16 protein-coding genes are annotated in these 13,925 nt (G+C 72.5%); 10 read left to right on the top strand and 6 right to left on the bottom strand.

What is annotated here, in order from left to right; translation table 11 throughout:
- Nucleotides 1–88 precede the first annotated feature (88 nt).
- Both ACESM1_RS13345 and ACESM1_RS13340 read right to left on the bottom strand, forming a co-directional pair.
- The gene (locus ACESM1_RS13345) at nucleotides 89–271 is read right to left on the bottom strand and encodes a hypothetical protein (protein WP_372620787.1); all 183 of its coding nucleotides are present in this window, start codon (nucleotides 269–271) and stop codon (nucleotides 89–91) included.
- A gap of 57 nt (nucleotides 272–328) precedes the next feature.
- Complete coding sequence (locus ACESM1_RS13340; RefSeq protein ID WP_372620785.1) at nucleotides 329–928, bottom strand: hypothetical protein; 600 nt, start codon at nucleotides 926–928, stop codon at nucleotides 329–331.
- Between the two features lie 151 nt (nucleotides 929–1,079).
- On the opposite strand from ACESM1_RS13340, the gene ACESM1_RS13335 reads away from it, so the two are divergent.
- Genes ACESM1_RS13335 through ACESM1_RS13315 form a run of 5 tightly spaced genes read left to right on the top strand, consistent with a single transcriptional unit; the run spans nucleotide 1,080 to nucleotide 6,233 of the window.
- A complete protein-coding gene (locus ACESM1_RS13335) occupies nucleotides 1,080–3,044 on the top strand; it encodes a transglycosylase SLT domain-containing protein (protein ID WP_372620783.1) in 1,965 nt (654 codons plus the stop codon).
- Complete coding sequence (locus ACESM1_RS13330) at nucleotides 3,041–3,883, top strand: alpha/beta fold hydrolase (RefSeq protein WP_372620781.1); 843 nt, start codon at nucleotides 3,041–3,043, stop codon at nucleotides 3,881–3,883. Before ACESM1_RS13335 ends, ACESM1_RS13330 begins: the two co-directional genes overlap by 4 nt.
- Nucleotides 3,880–4,350, top strand: coding sequence for a phosphatidylglycerophosphatase A (locus ACESM1_RS13325; RefSeq protein ID WP_372620780.1), 471 nt, complete (start codon nucleotides 3,880–3,882; stop codon nucleotides 4,348–4,350). The genes ACESM1_RS13330 and ACESM1_RS13325 overlap by 4 nt, the downstream gene beginning before the upstream one ends.
- On the top strand, nucleotides 4,350–4,841 hold the full coding sequence (locus ACESM1_RS13320; RefSeq protein WP_372620778.1) for a CinA family protein: 492 nt from the start codon (nucleotides 4,350–4,352) through the stop codon (nucleotides 4,839–4,841). Before ACESM1_RS13325 ends, ACESM1_RS13320 begins: the two co-directional genes overlap by 1 nt.
- Nucleotides 4,842–4,844: 3 nt before the next feature.
- A complete protein-coding gene (locus ACESM1_RS13315; RefSeq protein WP_372620777.1) occupies nucleotides 4,845–6,233 on the top strand; it encodes a dipeptidase in 1,389 nt (462 codons plus the stop codon).
- Nucleotides 6,234–6,281: 48 nt separating this feature from the next.
- Here ACESM1_RS13315 and ACESM1_RS13310 read toward each other — a convergent pair whose 3' ends face one another.
- Both ACESM1_RS13310 and ACESM1_RS13305 read right to left on the bottom strand, forming a co-directional pair.
- Nucleotides 6,282–7,349, bottom strand: coding sequence for a threonine aldolase family protein (locus tag ACESM1_RS13310; protein ID WP_372620775.1), 1,068 nt, complete (start codon nucleotides 7,347–7,349; stop codon nucleotides 6,282–6,284).
- A gap of 103 nt (nucleotides 7,350–7,452) precedes the next feature.
- Nucleotides 7,453–8,268 carry a tryptophan 2,3-dioxygenase gene (locus ACESM1_RS13305; protein WP_372620773.1) on the bottom strand — a complete coding sequence of 272 codons (816 nt, stop codon included), beginning with the start codon at nucleotides 8,266–8,268 and terminating at the stop codon, nucleotides 7,453–7,455.
- A 67-nt stretch (nucleotides 8,269–8,335) separates the two neighbouring features.
- Between ACESM1_RS13305 and ACESM1_RS13300 the strand changes: the two genes are divergently transcribed.
- The 4 genes from ACESM1_RS13300 (at nucleotide 8,336) to ACESM1_RS13285 (ending at nucleotide 11,778) form a co-directional block, all read left to right on the top strand.
- Nucleotides 8,336–9,487 carry an aminotransferase class V-fold PLP-dependent enzyme gene (locus ACESM1_RS13300; protein WP_372620772.1) on the top strand — a complete coding sequence of 384 codons (1,152 nt, stop codon included), beginning with the start codon at nucleotides 8,336–8,338 and terminating at the stop codon, nucleotides 9,485–9,487.
- Nucleotides 9,488–9,589: 102 nt separating this feature from the next.
- Nucleotides 9,590–10,012 (top strand): c-type cytochrome, encoded by a 423-nt coding sequence (locus tag ACESM1_RS13295; RefSeq protein ID WP_372620770.1) that lies wholly within the window; start codon nucleotides 9,590–9,592, stop codon nucleotides 10,010–10,012.
- 51 nt (nucleotides 10,013–10,063) lie between these two features.
- A complete protein-coding gene (gene pdxA, locus ACESM1_RS13290; protein WP_372620769.1) occupies nucleotides 10,064–11,050 on the top strand; it encodes a 4-hydroxythreonine-4-phosphate dehydrogenase PdxA in 987 nt (328 codons plus the stop codon).
- On the top strand, nucleotides 11,047–11,778 hold the full coding sequence (locus ACESM1_RS13285; RefSeq protein ID WP_372620767.1) for a pyridoxine 5'-phosphate synthase: 732 nt from the start codon (nucleotides 11,047–11,049) through the stop codon (nucleotides 11,776–11,778). Before pdxA ends, ACESM1_RS13285 begins: the two co-directional genes overlap by 4 nt.
- 9 nt (nucleotides 11,779–11,787) lie before the next feature.
- On the opposite strand, the gene ACESM1_RS13280 is transcribed toward ACESM1_RS13285, so the two are convergent.
- Together ACESM1_RS13280 and ACESM1_RS13275 are read right to left on the bottom strand one after the other, a co-directional pair.
- A complete protein-coding gene (locus ACESM1_RS13280; protein ID WP_372620765.1) occupies nucleotides 11,788–12,141 on the bottom strand; it encodes a hypothetical protein in 354 nt (117 codons plus the stop codon).
- Between the two features lie 154 nt (nucleotides 12,142–12,295).
- Nucleotides 12,296–12,721, bottom strand: coding sequence for a cyclic nucleotide-binding/CBS domain-containing protein (locus ACESM1_RS13275; protein WP_372620763.1), 426 nt, complete (start codon nucleotides 12,719–12,721; stop codon nucleotides 12,296–12,298).
- A 171-nt stretch (nucleotides 12,722–12,892) separates the two neighbouring features.
- Here ACESM1_RS13275 and ACESM1_RS13270 point away from each other — a divergent pair, with 171 nt between their 5' ends.
- Nucleotides 12,893–13,921 carry a dipeptidase gene (locus ACESM1_RS13270; RefSeq protein WP_372620762.1) on the top strand — a complete coding sequence of 343 codons (1,029 nt, stop codon included), beginning with the start codon at nucleotides 12,893–12,895 and terminating at the stop codon, nucleotides 13,919–13,921.
- Nucleotides 13,922–13,925: the final 4 nt, after the last annotated feature.

The following is a 13,925-nucleotide window of genomic DNA, read 5'->3' as shown; positions in this document are numbered from 1 at the left end:
CAGGCTGCCGCCGCCGCTCCCGCTTCGATCCGATCGCCGCGAAGGCTCACCGGGCGGGGGGAGCGACGATGGATCTTGTTGTCAGGCGTCACCACCCCCCGCTCGGAACGCGGCCGTCGGCTTGTCGGCCGGGATGATGCTGGCGCCGGGCGAGCACCTCGGTCACGGTAGCGGCCATCTCGAAGCCACTGTGCATACCGATCCGCGCCGCGACCACGCCATCGCCCAGGCCCCGCACCGACGTATAGCGCTCCACGGCCGCGACCGGCATCAGGGCCGGCCCGCCGTGATCGCTGCGCGAATCGATGCGGCGAAAGGCCCCGCCGCTTCAGCCGGTCGCCGGCAGCTTCGGCGCGTTCTCGTTCGCCTTTCCCCACCACGTGATCTCGAGCCCAAGCGCAGCGCCCAGCCGCTGCGGCGCATCCGGCGCCGCAATGTCGAGGTCGAGGAAATGCGGGTCGGCGGCGAAGATCCGCCGCAGCGCCGACAGCTGCGTCGCGATCCAGCGGACGAGATCCGCGCGCTTCTGCCCGCGCCCCATGGGCAGGCCGGGCTGCGCCCCCTCGCTCAGCCGCTTCGCCAGGTCTCCCCAGCGCAGGATGCTGTCGGCGGTCTGCGCCGGATCGCGCGCATTCAGGATGAACAGGCAGGTCGGATGCACCTCGCGAATCGCGAGCAGCAGCGGGATGTCGAGATTGGGCCAGTCGTTCAGCCCCTCGGCCGGCAGGCAGATGTCCATCTGCGTCAGCACGTCCAGCGTCGGGAAATGCGCGAAGGGATCGCCCGTATCGAACCAGCCATCATAGACGAGCCGCCCGATCGGCTGGCCGCGATACCGCCAATGCGCGCAACGCAATCCGCTCTTCTGCAGGGCCTGCTGCAGGGTTGAGGTCCCCGATTTGGGAAACCCGACGACGATTGCGCGCATGCGGCCTTTCCGCACACGGAGATGCCCGGCATCGGGTGACGGGCGCGTGAGCGGGCGCAGCATAGGTTGGACACACGCACCTGTCATACGGCCGCGCATCGTGGCGCTCGCCTGTCTGCGCCGGGCAGGTTTTTGCGCTATGGTTGGTGCCATGCGCCGTATGCTCCCCGCCATCCTCTTGATGTCGCTCGCCTGTGGCCCGGTTGCGGCCCAGCCCTGGGCAAGCGAACCCGCCCGCGCCGCCGGCCGTCAGGCGCTGGCCGCCGCCCAGGCCGGCCGCTTCCCCGACGCCCAGGCCCTGGCACAGGCCGCCGATCCGCTGGCCGCGAAACTGGTCACCTGGTTGCGCCTGCTCTCGCGCGACTCCGGCGCCGGCGCCGCCGAGCTCGTGGCCTGGCTGGGGGCGAACCCCGATTGGCCCTTCCCCGTCGGCATCGCCGCGCGTGCCGAGGAGATGCTGGCCAATGAGCCGGACGATGCGCTGGTGCTGCGCCATTTCGCCCGCATCCCGCCGCGCGGTCTCGCCGGCGCCGATCGCCTGGCGGCGGCGCTCACCCGCGCAGGGCGCGGTGCCGAGGCGGCCGCAGCGCTGCGCGAAGCATGGCGGGAGGGTCCGCCCGACGATCCCGCCGTCGAGGCAGCCTTCGCCGAGCGCCACGCCGCCATCCTGACCGCCGATGACCATGCCCGCCGCTTCGACCGGCTGCTCTGGCAGGAGCAGGCCGGCCCGGCCTCCCGCCTGGTGCCGCGGCTCGACCCGGCGCGCCGCGCCGCCGCCGAGGCGCGGCTCGCGCTGCGCGCCGGGCGCGAGCCGGAGGGGGCCGCTGGCATCCGCGACCTCGGGGTGATGCACGAACGCGCGCGCCTGCTGCGCCGTGCCGACCGCGACGCCGAGGCCGCCGCCGTCTGGGCCGCCGCCGAGCCGCTGCAGACCGGGATGCCACCGGAAGCCGCGCGCGATGTCTGGACCGAGCGGCAGATCCTGGCGCGCAAGCTGCTGCGGCTCGGCGATCCCGCAACCGCCTATCGCGTGGCGCGCGGCCACGGCCAGACGGAACCCGGCGAGCCGCGGCAGGAGGCCGAGTTCCTCGCCGGCTTCATCGCGCTGCGCCGGCTGGACGATGCCGCCGGCGCGCTGGCGCATTTCGCCCGCGTCGCCGAGGACAGCCGCAGCGTCATCACCCGCGCGCGTAGCGCCTATTGGGAGGGGCTGGCGCTCACCGCGCTGGGCCGCACGGCGGAGGCCCGGACCAGCTGGGAGGAAGCGGCTGCGCTGCCGGTGGCCTTCTACGGCCAGCTCGCCAGCCTGGCGCTGGGCGAGACGCCGCAGCGCCTGGCGGCGCGGATCGCCGGCGCCGCGCTGCCCGCGCCCTCGCGAGAGGCGGCGGATCATTTCGCTGCGCGGGAGCTGGTGCGCGCGGCGGTGACGCTGGCCGACCTAGGCCAATCCGACCGCGCGCGTACCTTCCTGCTCCGCATGGAGGAGGTCGCGCCGGATGCGGCGGATCGCTGGCTGATCGCCCGGCTCGGCGTGCTGATCGGGCGGCCCGATCATGCGGTCTGGATCGCGCGCCGCAGCGGCGCCGACGGCGTGGTGCTGCTGGAGGATGGCTGGCCGACCCCCTATGCCGCGCCCGCCGAAGGCGCCGAGGCCGCGCTGGTGCACGCCATCACCCGCCAGGAGAGCAATTTCGAGCTCGGCGCCGTCTCGCGCGCCAATGCGCGGGGGCCGATGCAGCTGCTGCCCGGCACGGCGCGGCAGGTGGCGCGGCGGCTCGGCATCCGGCACAGCACAGGGATGCTGACCTCCGACCCCGAGCACAACCTCCGGCTCGGTGCCGCCTACATCGCCGAGATGCTGGACCGCTTCGGCGGGGCCCTGCCGCTGGCCGCCGCCGCCTACAATGCCGGGCCGCGGCGGGTGGATGAGTGGCTCGGCACCTATGGCGACCCGCGGGTGGCGAGCGGGCCGCACATCCTCGACTGGATGGAGATGATCCCCTTCGGCGAGACGCGGAACTACGTGCAGCGGGTGATCGAGAACGTCGTGATCTACCGCGCGCGCGACACCGCCACCGCCGACCTGCCGCATCCGCTGGCCGGCCTGCTGCGGTGAGCGCGCGGCGGATCACCTTCCACGCCCGCGACGGCCTGCTGCTCTCGGCGCTGGACCAGCCGGGTCCGGAGGGGCGCACGCCGGTCCTCTGCCTGCCGGGGCTGACGCGCAGCGCGGCGGATTTTTCGACGCTCGCCGCGCGGCACGCCGCTACTCGGCGGGTGATCGCGCTCGACCATGCCGGCCATGGCGAGAGCGGCCGCCCGGCGGATCCCGCGCGCTACGGCATCGAGGGCTCGCTGCGCGACGTGCTGGATGCGATGGCGGCGCTGCACTGCCCGCGCGCGGTGATCGTCGGCACCAGCTTCGGCGGGATCCTGGCGATGGTGCTGGCGGTGATGCGGCCTTCCGCCATCGCGGCCGCGGTGCTGAACGATGTCGGGCCGAAGCTGGAACCGGTCGGGCTCGACCAGGTGCAGGGTTTCGTGGGGCGCGACCCGGCGCTCGGCTCGCTCGAGGAGGCGGTGGCCTTCCTGCAGGCGAATCTGCCGCCGCTGGTGCTGGATTCCGGCGGCTGGCGCCGCTTCGCCGCACTCACCTACGCGCCCGGCGAGGATGACCGCTGGCATCCGCGCTGGGACATCCGCATCGCCGAGGCGATGCGCGGCGCCGGGCCGATGCCGGAACTGTGGGGCGCCTTCGGCGCGCTGGCGCATGCGCCGCTGATGCTGGTGCGCGGCGAGCTGTCCGAGCTGCTCTCGCCGGCCACCGCGCTGCGCATGCGGCAGGAGCGGCCGGACATGGCATTCGTCAACATGCCCGGCAGCGGCCATTGCCCGACGCTGGAGGAGCCGCTGGTGGCGGTCGCGCTCGACCGCTTCCTGGACCGCATTCCATGAGGCCCGATTCCTTCACCGGAATGAGCGTCGCGCATCTGGTCGCCACGCTCGGTGGGGTGGGGCTGATCCGGCCGGCACCCGGCACATGGGGCTCGCTCGTGGTGCTGCCGCTGGTCCTGCTCGGGCCCGCCGCCTGCCTGGTGCTGGCGCTGGTGCTGACCGTCGCCGGCTTCTGGGCGGCACCGCGCGTGACGGCCGACCGCAGCGACGATCCATCCTGGTTCGTCGCCGATGAGGGCGCCGGCATGCTGCTGGCCCTGGCCGCGCTGCCGGCGGCGACGCTGCCCGGCGTGCTGCTCGCCTTCCTGCTGTTCCGCGCGCTCGATATCCTGAAGCCCTGGCCGGTGTCCTGGGCGGATGCTCAGCCGGGCGGCTTCGGCGTGATGCTGGACGACGTGGTTGCCGGCGTCCTCGCGGCCTGCACGGTCGCCGCGCTGCGGACCTTCTTCCCGGGAGTGCTCGGCTGATGCTGGAGAGTTCGACGCTGGAGGAAGCCGCCGCGCTGCTCGCCGCCTTGCAGGCGCGCGGGATCACGCTCGCCACGGCCGAAAGCTGCACCGGCGGGCTGATCGCCGCGGCCCTGACGGCGATCCCCGGTTCATCGGCGACGCTGCTGGCGGGCTATGTCACCTATTCCAACGCGGCGAAGACCAGGCTGGTCGGCGTGACGCCGGCGATGCTGGCCGAGCACGGTGCCGTCAGCGCGCCGGTGGCGCGGCAGATGGCGACGGGTGCGCTGGCCGATTCCGGGGCGGACATCGCCGTCTCCTGCACCGGCATAGCCGGGCCGGGCGGCGGCAGCGAAGCGAAGCCGGTCGGCCTCGTCTTCATCGGCTGCGCGCGGCGTGGCATGGAGGCGCAAGTGGAACGCCACGTCTTCCCTGGCGACCGCACCGCCATCCGCGCCGCGACGGTGGATGCCGCCTTCGCGCTGCTGCGCCACGCCATCACGGAGTGACCCATGGACCTGACGGACAAGCTGCTCGCCGCCATCGACGCCGACCATGAGGCGGCGGTCGGGCGCCTGGTGGAATGGCTGCGCATCCCGTCGGTCAGCGCGCAGCCGCAGCACGCGCCTGACTGCGTCGCCGCCGCCGAATGGGTGCGCGACGAGCTGGGCAGGATCGGCTTCACCGCCAGCCTGCGGCAGACGCCGAAGCATCCGGTCGTGGTGGCGCATCACCCCGGCCCAGGGGGCAACGCCCCGCATCTGCTGTATTACGGGCACTACGATGTGCAGCCGGCCGATCCCTTCGAGCTGTGGACCAGCCCGCCCTTCCAGCCGCGGATCGTGGACGGCCCGCATGGCAGGCGCGTGGTCGCGCGCGGCGCGGTGGACGACAAGGGCCAGACGCTGATGTGGATCGAGGCGATGCGCGCCTGGCACAGCGTCGCCGGCGGCCCGCCCTGCGCGATCACCGCGGTGATCGAGGGCGAGGAGGAGATCGGCTCGCCCAACCTCGCCGCCTTCCTCGCCGACAACAGGGCGGAGCTCGCGGCCGATGTCGCGGTGATCAGCGACACCGGCATGTGGGATGTGGACACGCCCGCACTGTCCACGCGGCTGCGCGGCATGTGCTACGTGCAGCTCGACCTGACGGCCGCGAGCCGCGACCTGCATTCGGGCATGTATGGCGGCAGCGCACTCAACCCGCTCAACCTGATCACCCGCATCCTCGGCGACCTGCACGACGAGAACGGCCGCATCCGGCTGCCGGGGTTCTACGACGGCGTTCCCGAGACATCTGCCGCCCAGCGCGCGGCGTGGCAGGCGCTGGGATTCAGCGAGCATGATTTTCTGGCCGACATCGGGCTGTCCGTGCCGGTGGGGGAGAAGGACCGCAGCGCGCTGGAGCGGCTCTGGGCGCGGCCGACGGCGGACATCAACGGCATCTGGGGCGGCTACAGCGGCCCCGGCAGCAAGACGGTGATCCCCTCGCAGGCGCATGCGAAGGTCTCCTTCCGGCTCGTCCCCGGGCAGGACCACGCCAAGGTGTTCGAGAGCTTCAAGGCCTTCGTGCGCGCGCGCCTGCCGGCGGATGCGAAGGCCGAGTTCCAGGTGTTCAGCTCCTCGCCGGGGATCGAGGTGCCGGCCGACAGCCGCTTCGTCCGTGCCGCGCAGGCGGCGCTGGCCGACGAATACGGCAAGCCGGCGGCGATGATCGGCTGCGGCGGCTCGATCCCGGTCGTCTCCAGCCTGAAGGACATCCTCGGCCTGGATACCGTGCTCATGGGCTTCGGCCTGGATGACGACCAGGTGCACAGTCCGAACGAGAAGTTCGAGCTGCGCTGCTTCCACGGCGGCACGCGCAGCCATGCGCGGCTGCTGGCGAAGCTGGCTGCGGGGTGAAGCGGTGCCGCTGGCGGAACCGGTGGTTCCGCCGGCGGCGCGTGATGCTCAGCCGCGCTGGATGGCGGCGCGCAGCAGCTGGACGGTTTCCTCGATCATGCCGGCCGTCACGTCGAGATGGGTGCAGGCGCGCACGCGGCCGCCGAGCATGGAAAGCTGCACGCCCTCCATCCGCAGCCGATCCACCAGCACGGGCGCGCTGAGGCCGGTGCCGCGAGGGTCGAAGAACACCAGATTGGTGTCCGGCGCTTCCACATTCATGCCGGGGATCTGCGCCAGGCCGCGCGCCAGCGCCTTGGCATTGGCGTGGTCCTCGGCCAGCCGCTCCACATGGCGGTCCAGCGCATAGAGGCAGGCGGCGGCGCAGATGCCGGCCTGGCGCATCGCGCCGCCGAGCCGCTGCTTCCAGCGCCAAGCGTCGTCGATGAACTGCTTCGATCCGCACAGCACCGCGCCGAGCGGCGCACCCAGGCCCTTGGTGAAGTCGAGCCACACGCTGTCATAGCCGGCGGCCATGTCGCTCGGCGGGAAGCCGGCGGCGATGCAGGCATTCATCAGCCGCGCGCCGTCCATGTGCGTGGCGAGGCCATGCTCCTTCGCGATCGCCGCGACCTGGTCGAGCTGCGCCTTCGGCCAGACCGCGCCGCCGCCGATATTCGCCGTCTGCTCCACCGCGACCAGGCGCTGCGTCGGCGTGTGGCGGGACTTGCCGCGGATATGCGCGCGCAGCTCCTCCGCCGAATACATGCCGCGCGGCCCCTTCAGCGGCAGGATCTGGAAGCCGCCGAGCGCCGCATGCGCGCCGCCCTCGCTGGTGAGGATATGTGCGGTTTCGTGCGCGAGGATCTCGTCGCCCGGCCGGCAATGCGTCAGCGTCGCGGCGACGTTGCACATGGTGCCCGAGGGCATGAAGACCGCCGCCTCCTTGCCCATCAGCGCGGCCATGCGATCGCACAGCAGATGCACGCTGGGGTCGTCGCCATGCTGCTCGTCGCCAACCTCCGCGCGCATCATCGCCTCCTTCATCGCGGGAGTCGGGCGTGTCTGCGTATCGGAGTAGAGATTGATGCGAACGGGCGGCGCGCCGGCTGGCGGGCGCTGCGGTGTATGGACCATGCACAGGGTTCCGGCGTGACGCGGTGGCCCGCACTTCGCAGCGCGGGGGCCCATGCGTCAAGACGCCGCGGCCGTGGCACCGCCGCGGTGACGCCACGCTTCTCTACAGTTTGCCGCGCACGCTCCAAAGTTCGGGAAAGAAACGCTTGCCCAGCACCGTGCGCAGATAGGCCACGCCGGCGCTGCCGCCCGTCCCCGGCCGGCCGCCGATGATCCGCTCCACCGTCGAGAGATGGCGGAAGCGCCAAGTCTGGAAGGCGTCCTCCAGGTCCACCAGTTCCTCCGCCAGTTCGTAGAGGTCGAAGTGGCGCTCGGCGTCGCGATAGACCTCGGCCCAGGCGGCTTCGACCCCCGCATCGGCCGTGTGCGGCTGCGCCGGGTCTCGCGCCAGCACCGCCGCCGGCACCGGCAGGCCGCGGCGGGCCAGCAGGCGCAGCGCCTCGTCGTAGAGGCTCGGCGCGGCGAAGGCTTCGGAGAGGAGCGCGTGGATGTCGGGGCGATGGCCGTGCGGCTTCACCATGAAGGGCTCGCGGGTGCCCATGCGGATCTCCAACAGCCGGTACTGCCAGGACTGGAAGCCGGAGGAGGAGCCGAGGCTGGCGCGGAACGCCAGGTAGTCGTGCGGGGTCATGGTGGTCAGCACCTCCCACGCTTCGACCATCTGCTTCTGGATGCGGCTGATGCGCGCGGTGGCCTTGAAGGCGGGGCGGAGGTCGTCGGCGCGGATGCGCTCCATGGCGAGTGCCATCTCATGCGCCATCAGCTTCATCCACAGCTCCTGGACCTGATGGATGACGATGAACAGCATCTCGTCATGCTGGCCGGAGCGCGGGTTCTGCGCAGCGAGCAGCGCATCCAGGCCGAGATAGTCGCCGTAGCTCTTCTTTGCGGTGAAGTCGGTCTCGACGCCTTCGACCATCGCTGCCTCCCTGCCGCCATCGGGCCGCCATCTGGCCACTTGCGTGGCGGCAACGCATATGGGTGCGATGCTCGACCTGCGCGGCCATTTCTCGCGATTCCTCGGTGCCGATCCGGCGCGGCTGCACTTCGCCGCGCACAGCCACCACCCCTGGCCCGACGTGACCCGCGAAGCGCAGCTGCGCGCCTGGGACGAGGCGGCGCGGCTGCAGGACGGCAAGTGGGAGGAGGTGCTCGGGCCGCTGCTTGCGGATTGCCGGGCGAAGGTGGCGCGGCAGCTTGGCCTGCCCGATCCGGCCACGCTGGTCTTCGCGCCGAACACGCATGAGTTCGTGGTCCGCATCCTGTCCTCGCTGCCCGCGCACCGCCCGCCGCGCGCGCTCACCACCGATGCCGAGTTCCACAGCCTGACGCGCCAGCTCGCCCGGCTGGAGGAGGAAGGGCTGGTGCAGGTGACGCGCGTGGCGACCGAGCCGCATGGCAACTGCCTCGACCGGCTGGTGCAGGCGGCGCGGCAGGGCTTCGACCTGGTCTGGGTCTCCGAGGTCTTCTTCTCCTCCGGCTTCGTGCTGGAGGGGTTGGAGGCGCTGGCCGAGGCGGCGGGCGAGGCGGTGCTGGTGCTCGATGGCTACCACGCCTTCATGGCCCGGCCCGTCAATCTCTCGCGTCTGGCGGGCCGCGCCTTCTACACCGCCGGCGGCTACAAATACGCCATGGCCGGCGAGGGGTGCTGCTTCCTGCACTGCCCACCGGGCTGGCTGCCCAGGCCGCGGGCAACGGGGTGGTACGCCGCCTTCGGCGCGCTGGCGGGACCGCAGGGCGAGGTCGGCTATGCCGGCGATGGCTGGCGCTTCATGGGCGCGACCTTCGATCCCTCCGGCCTGTACCGGCTGGATGCGGCGCTCGGCTGGTTCGAGGCGCAGGGGCTGACCACGGCGATGGTGCGCGACCATGCCCACGCGCTGCAGGCGCGCTTCGCCACCGGCCTTGATGGCACCGGCCTTGATCCGGCGCGGCTGGTGGTGCCGCTCGACGAGCCGCGACGCGGCAATTTCCTCACCTTCGAGCTGCCGGATGCCGAGGCTTGGCAGGCGCGGCTGGCGGCGGCCCACATCGTGACCGACCGGCGCGCGACGCGGCTGCGCTTCGGCTTCGGCCTCTGCCAGTCGGCTGCAGAGGTGGACGGGGTGCTGGAGCGACTGCGCAACCTTCAGCGTTAGGCGCCCGCCGTTCGCAGCCTTGTGTCGGCGCCAGGCCTTGAGCCCGCACGGCACGAGCGCCGACCCTACCGGGCGCCGGGACAGCAAAGGGGAGGAGGAGCGATGCGCTCACCATTCGCGGCGCACACACTGGCCGCGGTCGCTGTTGCCGCGGCACTGGCACAGCCCGCGGCGGCGCAGCCGCGGCCACATGAGCCCGGCGCCGAGGCGTATCGCCTTGCCTGCGGGCAGTGCCACGGCGAGCAGGGCCGCGGTGACGGGCCGCTGCGCTCCCTGCTCAACATCCAGGCGCCGGACCTCACGACGCTCAGCCAGCGCAACAGCGGCGAGTTCCCCTTTGCCCGGGTCATGCGGATCGTGGATGGGCGCACCGAGATCGCCGCGCACGGCACGCAGCAGATGCCGGCCTGGGGCGCGGTCTTCTCGTTGGAGGCGTCGGACCGGCTCGAGCCGTATTGGCGGGAGACCTACATCCGCGGCCGGATCGTCGAGGTGGTCAGCTACATCGAGGCGCTGCAGCGTTAGGGCGGATAGCGGCCACTTGCCGGGAAGGATCAGCTGCGGGAAACCCCCGCGATGACCCTCCCTCCCCTCGCCCTGACCATGGGCGAGCCCGCCGGCATCGGACCCGAGATCACGCTGGCCGCTTGGCGCGCGGTGCGTGCGGCCGGGCCGGCCTTCTTCCTGATCGGCGACCCGGCGCTGCTGCCCGGCGCGCCCATCGCGCGCATCGCCGCGCCGGAGGAGGCGGAGGCCGCCTTCCCCGACGCCCTTCCCGTCCTGCCGCTGGCCCTGCCGGCACCGGCCACCCCCGGCCGGCTCGATCCGCGCAACGCACCGGCGGTGATCGCCTCGATCGAGCAGGCGGTGGCCTTCGCCAAGGCCGGCCGCGCCGGGGGTGTCGTCACCAACCCGATCCAGAAATCGGTGCTCACCGCCGCCGGCTTTCCCCATCCCGGCCATACCGAGTTTCTCGGCGAGCTGGCCGGCACGGGCCTGCCGCCGGTGATGATGCTCGCCTGCCCCGGCCTGCGCGTGGTGCCGGTGACCATCCACCTGTCACTGAAGCGTGCCGTGGCCGAGCTCACCACCGAGGCCATCGTCACCCAGGGCCGCACGGTCGCCGCTTCGCTGAGGCGCGACTTCGGCATCGCGCAACCGCGGCTGGTGGTCGCCGGCCTCAACCCGCATGCCGGCGAGGACGGAACCATGGGCCGCGAGGATATCGAGATCGTCGCCCCCGCCGTCGCCGCGTTGCGCGCAGCCGGCATCGCCGTGCGCGGGCCGCTGCCAGCCGACACGCTGTTCACCCCGCGGGCGCGCGCCGGCTATGATTGTGCGCTCTGCATGTATCACGACCAGGCGCTGATCCCGGTGAAGACGCTCGACATGGATGGCGGGGTGAACGTGACGCTCGGGCTCTCCATCGTGCGCACCAGCCCGGACCATGGCACCGCGCTCGACATCGCGGGGCAGGGGTTGGCCGATCCCGGCAGCCTGATCGCCGCGCTTCGCATGGCCGCCGGAATGGCCCGCCATCGCGCCGAAGGACACGCCGCATGACGCCCCTCAGGCTCTCGATCAACGTCGACCACGTGGCGACGCTGCGGAATGCGCGCGGCGGCACGCACCCCGATCCGCTGGCCGCCGCCCAGGCGGTGCTGGAGGCGGGCGCCGACGGCATCACCGTGCATCTGCGCGAGGATCGCCGCCACATCCGCGACCACGATTTGGAGCGCATCCGTGCCGCCATCGCCGCGCCGCTCAACTTCGAGATGGCGGCGACGGAGGAGATGGTCGGCATCGCCGAGCGCCTGCGGCCCGCCGATTGCTGCATCGTGCCGGAGAAGCGCGCCGAGCTCACCACCGAGGGCGGCCTCGACCTGCTGCGCGCCGGCCCCTTCCTGGCCGAGGCGGTGCGGCGCCTGTCGGCCGCCGGCATCCGCGTCTCGATCTTCGTGGAGGCCGACCAGGCGCAGATCGCGGCGGCGGCGGCGCTCGGCGCGCAGGCGGTCGAGTTGCACACCGGCACCTATGCCGATACCGCGCCCGAGGCCCGCGCGCCGCATCTGGCACGGCTGCGGGAGGGCGCGCGGATCGCCGCGGCGGCCGGGCTCGCCTGCCATGCCGGCCACGGCTTGGCCTATGACAGCATCGGCGACATCGCCCGGATCCCGGAGATCTCCGAGGTCTCGATCGGGCATTTCCTGGTCGGGCAGGCCGTGTTCGAGGGCCTGCCTGGCGCGGTGCGCCGGATGAAGGCGCTGATCGCGCAGGCGCGGGGCGCGTAAGCCCCCGCCTCAGGCGGCCCGGCGCAACGCCGCGCGGCCGGCATCGCGGACCGAGGCGGCCCAGCGCGGCGCGGCGGCGAGGAAGCTGTCCAGTTCGGCCGGCGCCAGCGCCTCAACATGCTCGGCGGCCGTGGTGACGGCGGGATCCCAGCCGCGGGCGACGCGCAGCACGATGGCGGTGGCCGAGCCGGGGGAGGCCTCATGCGGGGCGAGGGCGGCGGCGCGGCGCGCGGTGACCAGCACGCGCGCGGCGGCATCGAGGCGCATGCGCTCCGCCAGCCCGCCATCCGCGAGTTCCGCCACGGCAGCCATCACATGGACCCGATCGGTCTGATCCGCTCCCTGTGCCACCCTGTCCCACATCCAATGAGCCTCCTGCTGCCGATCCTGCTTCCGGAACACCGCCATGGCGCGCCGCGGCCGGTGTCGGATGGGGACGCGCAGCCCCCGGCGCAAGTGTCAAGCTCACGGAAATTCCATCGGGATGACGGCGGCGTCATGCCGCCCAGCGCTCAACTCAGCGCAAGGTTTCCCAGAGGCCGTTCTCCTCGTTCAGCCGGGCATGTTCCATGGCGCGGAAATCGCCCCGCGAGACGACGCCCACCACGACGCCATCCTGCACCAGCGGGATATGGCGGAAGCCGCCATCCTGCATCAACCGCAGCGCCTCCAGCGCGCCGGCACCTGGCGGCAGGGTGACGGGGTGCCTGGTCATCACCTGGTCGAGCCGGGTGCTGGCCGGGGGCAGGCAATCCGCGCCGATCCGGCAGACGGCATCCCGCCCGGTGAAGATGCCGAGCAGCCGCTTCGCGGCATCGGTGACGACCACGCACCCCACCCGGTGGGCGCGCATCTCACGGCAGGCCTCCTGCACGGTGGCGTCTGGCGGCAGGGTGACCGGGTCGTGGCGATGGACCAGGTCAGCGAGGGGACGGTCGCGCATGGCGTGCTCCACATGCAGCCACGCGGTCGGGCCACGGGGCTGTGTGACAGTTCCGTGATCATGCGGCGGGCGCAGCGCGGGCGGCAAGTCATAGTGATGTCAGCGCCCCGCCGCGGTTGACGCCGACCGGCCCCCGCCGCAGCCTGCGCGGCCTGGCGGAGCCCCGAGACCGTGCCCGAGATCCGTGATTCCGAAGCCGCGCAGATCCACGCTGCGACCCTGACGCTCGATACCCATGTGGACATCCCCTGGCCCGACACCCCCGATCCGGCGGGCGATACGCAGCGCCGGGTGGACTTCCCGAAGATGCGCCGCGGCGGGCTCGGCGCCGTGGTGTTCATCGCCTACCTGCCGCAGGGGCCGCTGACGCCCGAGGGCCACGCCGCCGCGGCGGACCGCGCCGAGGCGATGCTGCGCCACATCGCCGGCACCGCCGATGGGACGGAGCGCGCCTTCTGCCCCGACGCGGCCACCACCGAGGCGGCAAAGGCGGCCGGGCAGCTGGCCGTGCTCTCCGCGGTGGAGAATGCCTATGCGATGGGCGAGGACCTCTCGCGCCTGGCGCTGTGGAAGCGGCTCGGAGCGACCTATGTCACCCTGACCCATAACGGCCACAACCTGGTGGCCGATAGTGCCATTCCCCGCAAGGATCTGGGCGATGGCGAGGCGCGGCATGGCGGGCTCTCGCCGCTCGGCCGGCAGGCAATCGCGGAGATGAACCGGCTTGGGCTGCTGGTGGATGTCAGCCACGCCTCGCGCGACGCCATGCTGCAGGCGGCGGAGGCCTCGCGTACGCCGGTGGTGGCGACCCATGCCTGCTGCCGGGCGTTGCGCGACCATCCGCGCAATCTGGACGACGCGCAGCTGGATGCGCTGAAGGCAGTTGCGGGGCTGGTGCAGATCACCGCGGTGCCGGCCTTCCTGCGCAACCCGCCGGGCGGCGGTGGCGCGACCCAGGCGAGCGTGGCGGATTACGTGGACCATGTGGATCATGCGGTCCGGCGGATCGGCATCGAGCATGTCGGCCTCTCCTCCGATTTCGACGGCGGCGGCGGCCTGACGGACTGGCCGGACGCCGCGCGCTCCCGCGCCGTCACCGCGGAGTTGCACCGCCGAGGCTATGGTGCGCGCGAGATCGGGCTGCTGTGGAGCGGCAACTTCCTGCGGCTGATGCGCGTGGCGGCACTGGCGGCGCGGTAGCAAT

The sequence above is a fragment of the Falsiroseomonas sp. genome (assembly GCF_041690465.1).
Lineage (GTDB): Bacteria > Pseudomonadota > Alphaproteobacteria > Acetobacterales > Acetobacteraceae > Falsiroseomonas.
This window is presented reverse-complemented; position numbering and strand designations above follow the sequence as displayed.

What these genes read in the sequence shown, in the direction of transcription:
- ACESM1_RS13340 (WP_372620785.1), bottom strand. Translation starts at nt 928, where the DNA reads ATGCGCGCAATCGTCGTCGGGTTTCCCAAATCGGGGACCTCAACCCTG.
- ACESM1_RS13295 (WP_372620770.1), top strand. Translation starts at nt 9,590, where the DNA reads ATGCGCTCACCATTCGCGGCGCACACACTGGCCGCGGTCGCTGTTGCC.
- ACESM1_RS13310 (WP_372620775.1), bottom strand. Translation starts at nt 7,349, where the DNA reads ATGGTCCATACACCGCAGCGCCCGCCAGCCGGCGCGCCGCCCGTTCGC.
- ACESM1_RS13300 (WP_372620772.1), top strand. Translation starts at nt 8,336, where the DNA reads ATGCTCGACCTGCGCGGCCATTTCTCGCGATTCCTCGGTGCCGATCCG.
- ACESM1_RS13315 (WP_372620777.1), top strand. Translation starts at nt 4,845, where the DNA reads ATGGACCTGACGGACAAGCTGCTCGCCGCCATCGACGCCGACCATGAG.
- ACESM1_RS13305 (WP_372620773.1), bottom strand. Translation starts at nt 8,268, where the DNA reads ATGGTCGAAGGCGTCGAGACCGACTTCACCGCAAAGAAGAGCTACGGC.
- ACESM1_RS13275 (WP_372620763.1), bottom strand. Translation starts at nt 12,721, where the DNA reads ATGCGCGACCGTCCCCTCGCTGACCTGGTCCATCGCCACGACCCGGTC.
- ACESM1_RS13345 (WP_372620787.1), bottom strand. Translation starts at nt 271, where the DNA reads ATGCCGGTCGCGGCCGTGGAGCGCTATACGTCGGTGCGGGGCCTGGGC.
- ACESM1_RS13325 (WP_372620780.1), top strand. Translation starts at nt 3,880, where the DNA reads ATGAGGCCCGATTCCTTCACCGGAATGAGCGTCGCGCATCTGGTCGCC.
- ACESM1_RS13335 (WP_372620783.1), top strand. Translation starts at nt 1,080, where the DNA reads ATGCGCCGTATGCTCCCCGCCATCCTCTTGATGTCGCTCGCCTGTGGC.
- pdxA (WP_372620769.1), top strand. Translation starts at nt 10,064, where the DNA reads ATGACCCTCCCTCCCCTCGCCCTGACCATGGGCGAGCCCGCCGGCATC.
- ACESM1_RS13320 (WP_372620778.1), top strand. Translation starts at nt 4,350, where the DNA reads ATGCTGGAGAGTTCGACGCTGGAGGAAGCCGCCGCGCTGCTCGCCGCC.
- ACESM1_RS13285 (WP_372620767.1), top strand. Translation starts at nt 11,047, where the DNA reads ATGACGCCCCTCAGGCTCTCGATCAACGTCGACCACGTGGCGACGCTG.
- ACESM1_RS13280 (WP_372620765.1), bottom strand. Translation starts at nt 12,141, where the DNA reads ATGTGGGACAGGGTGGCACAGGGAGCGGATCAGACCGATCGGGTCCAT.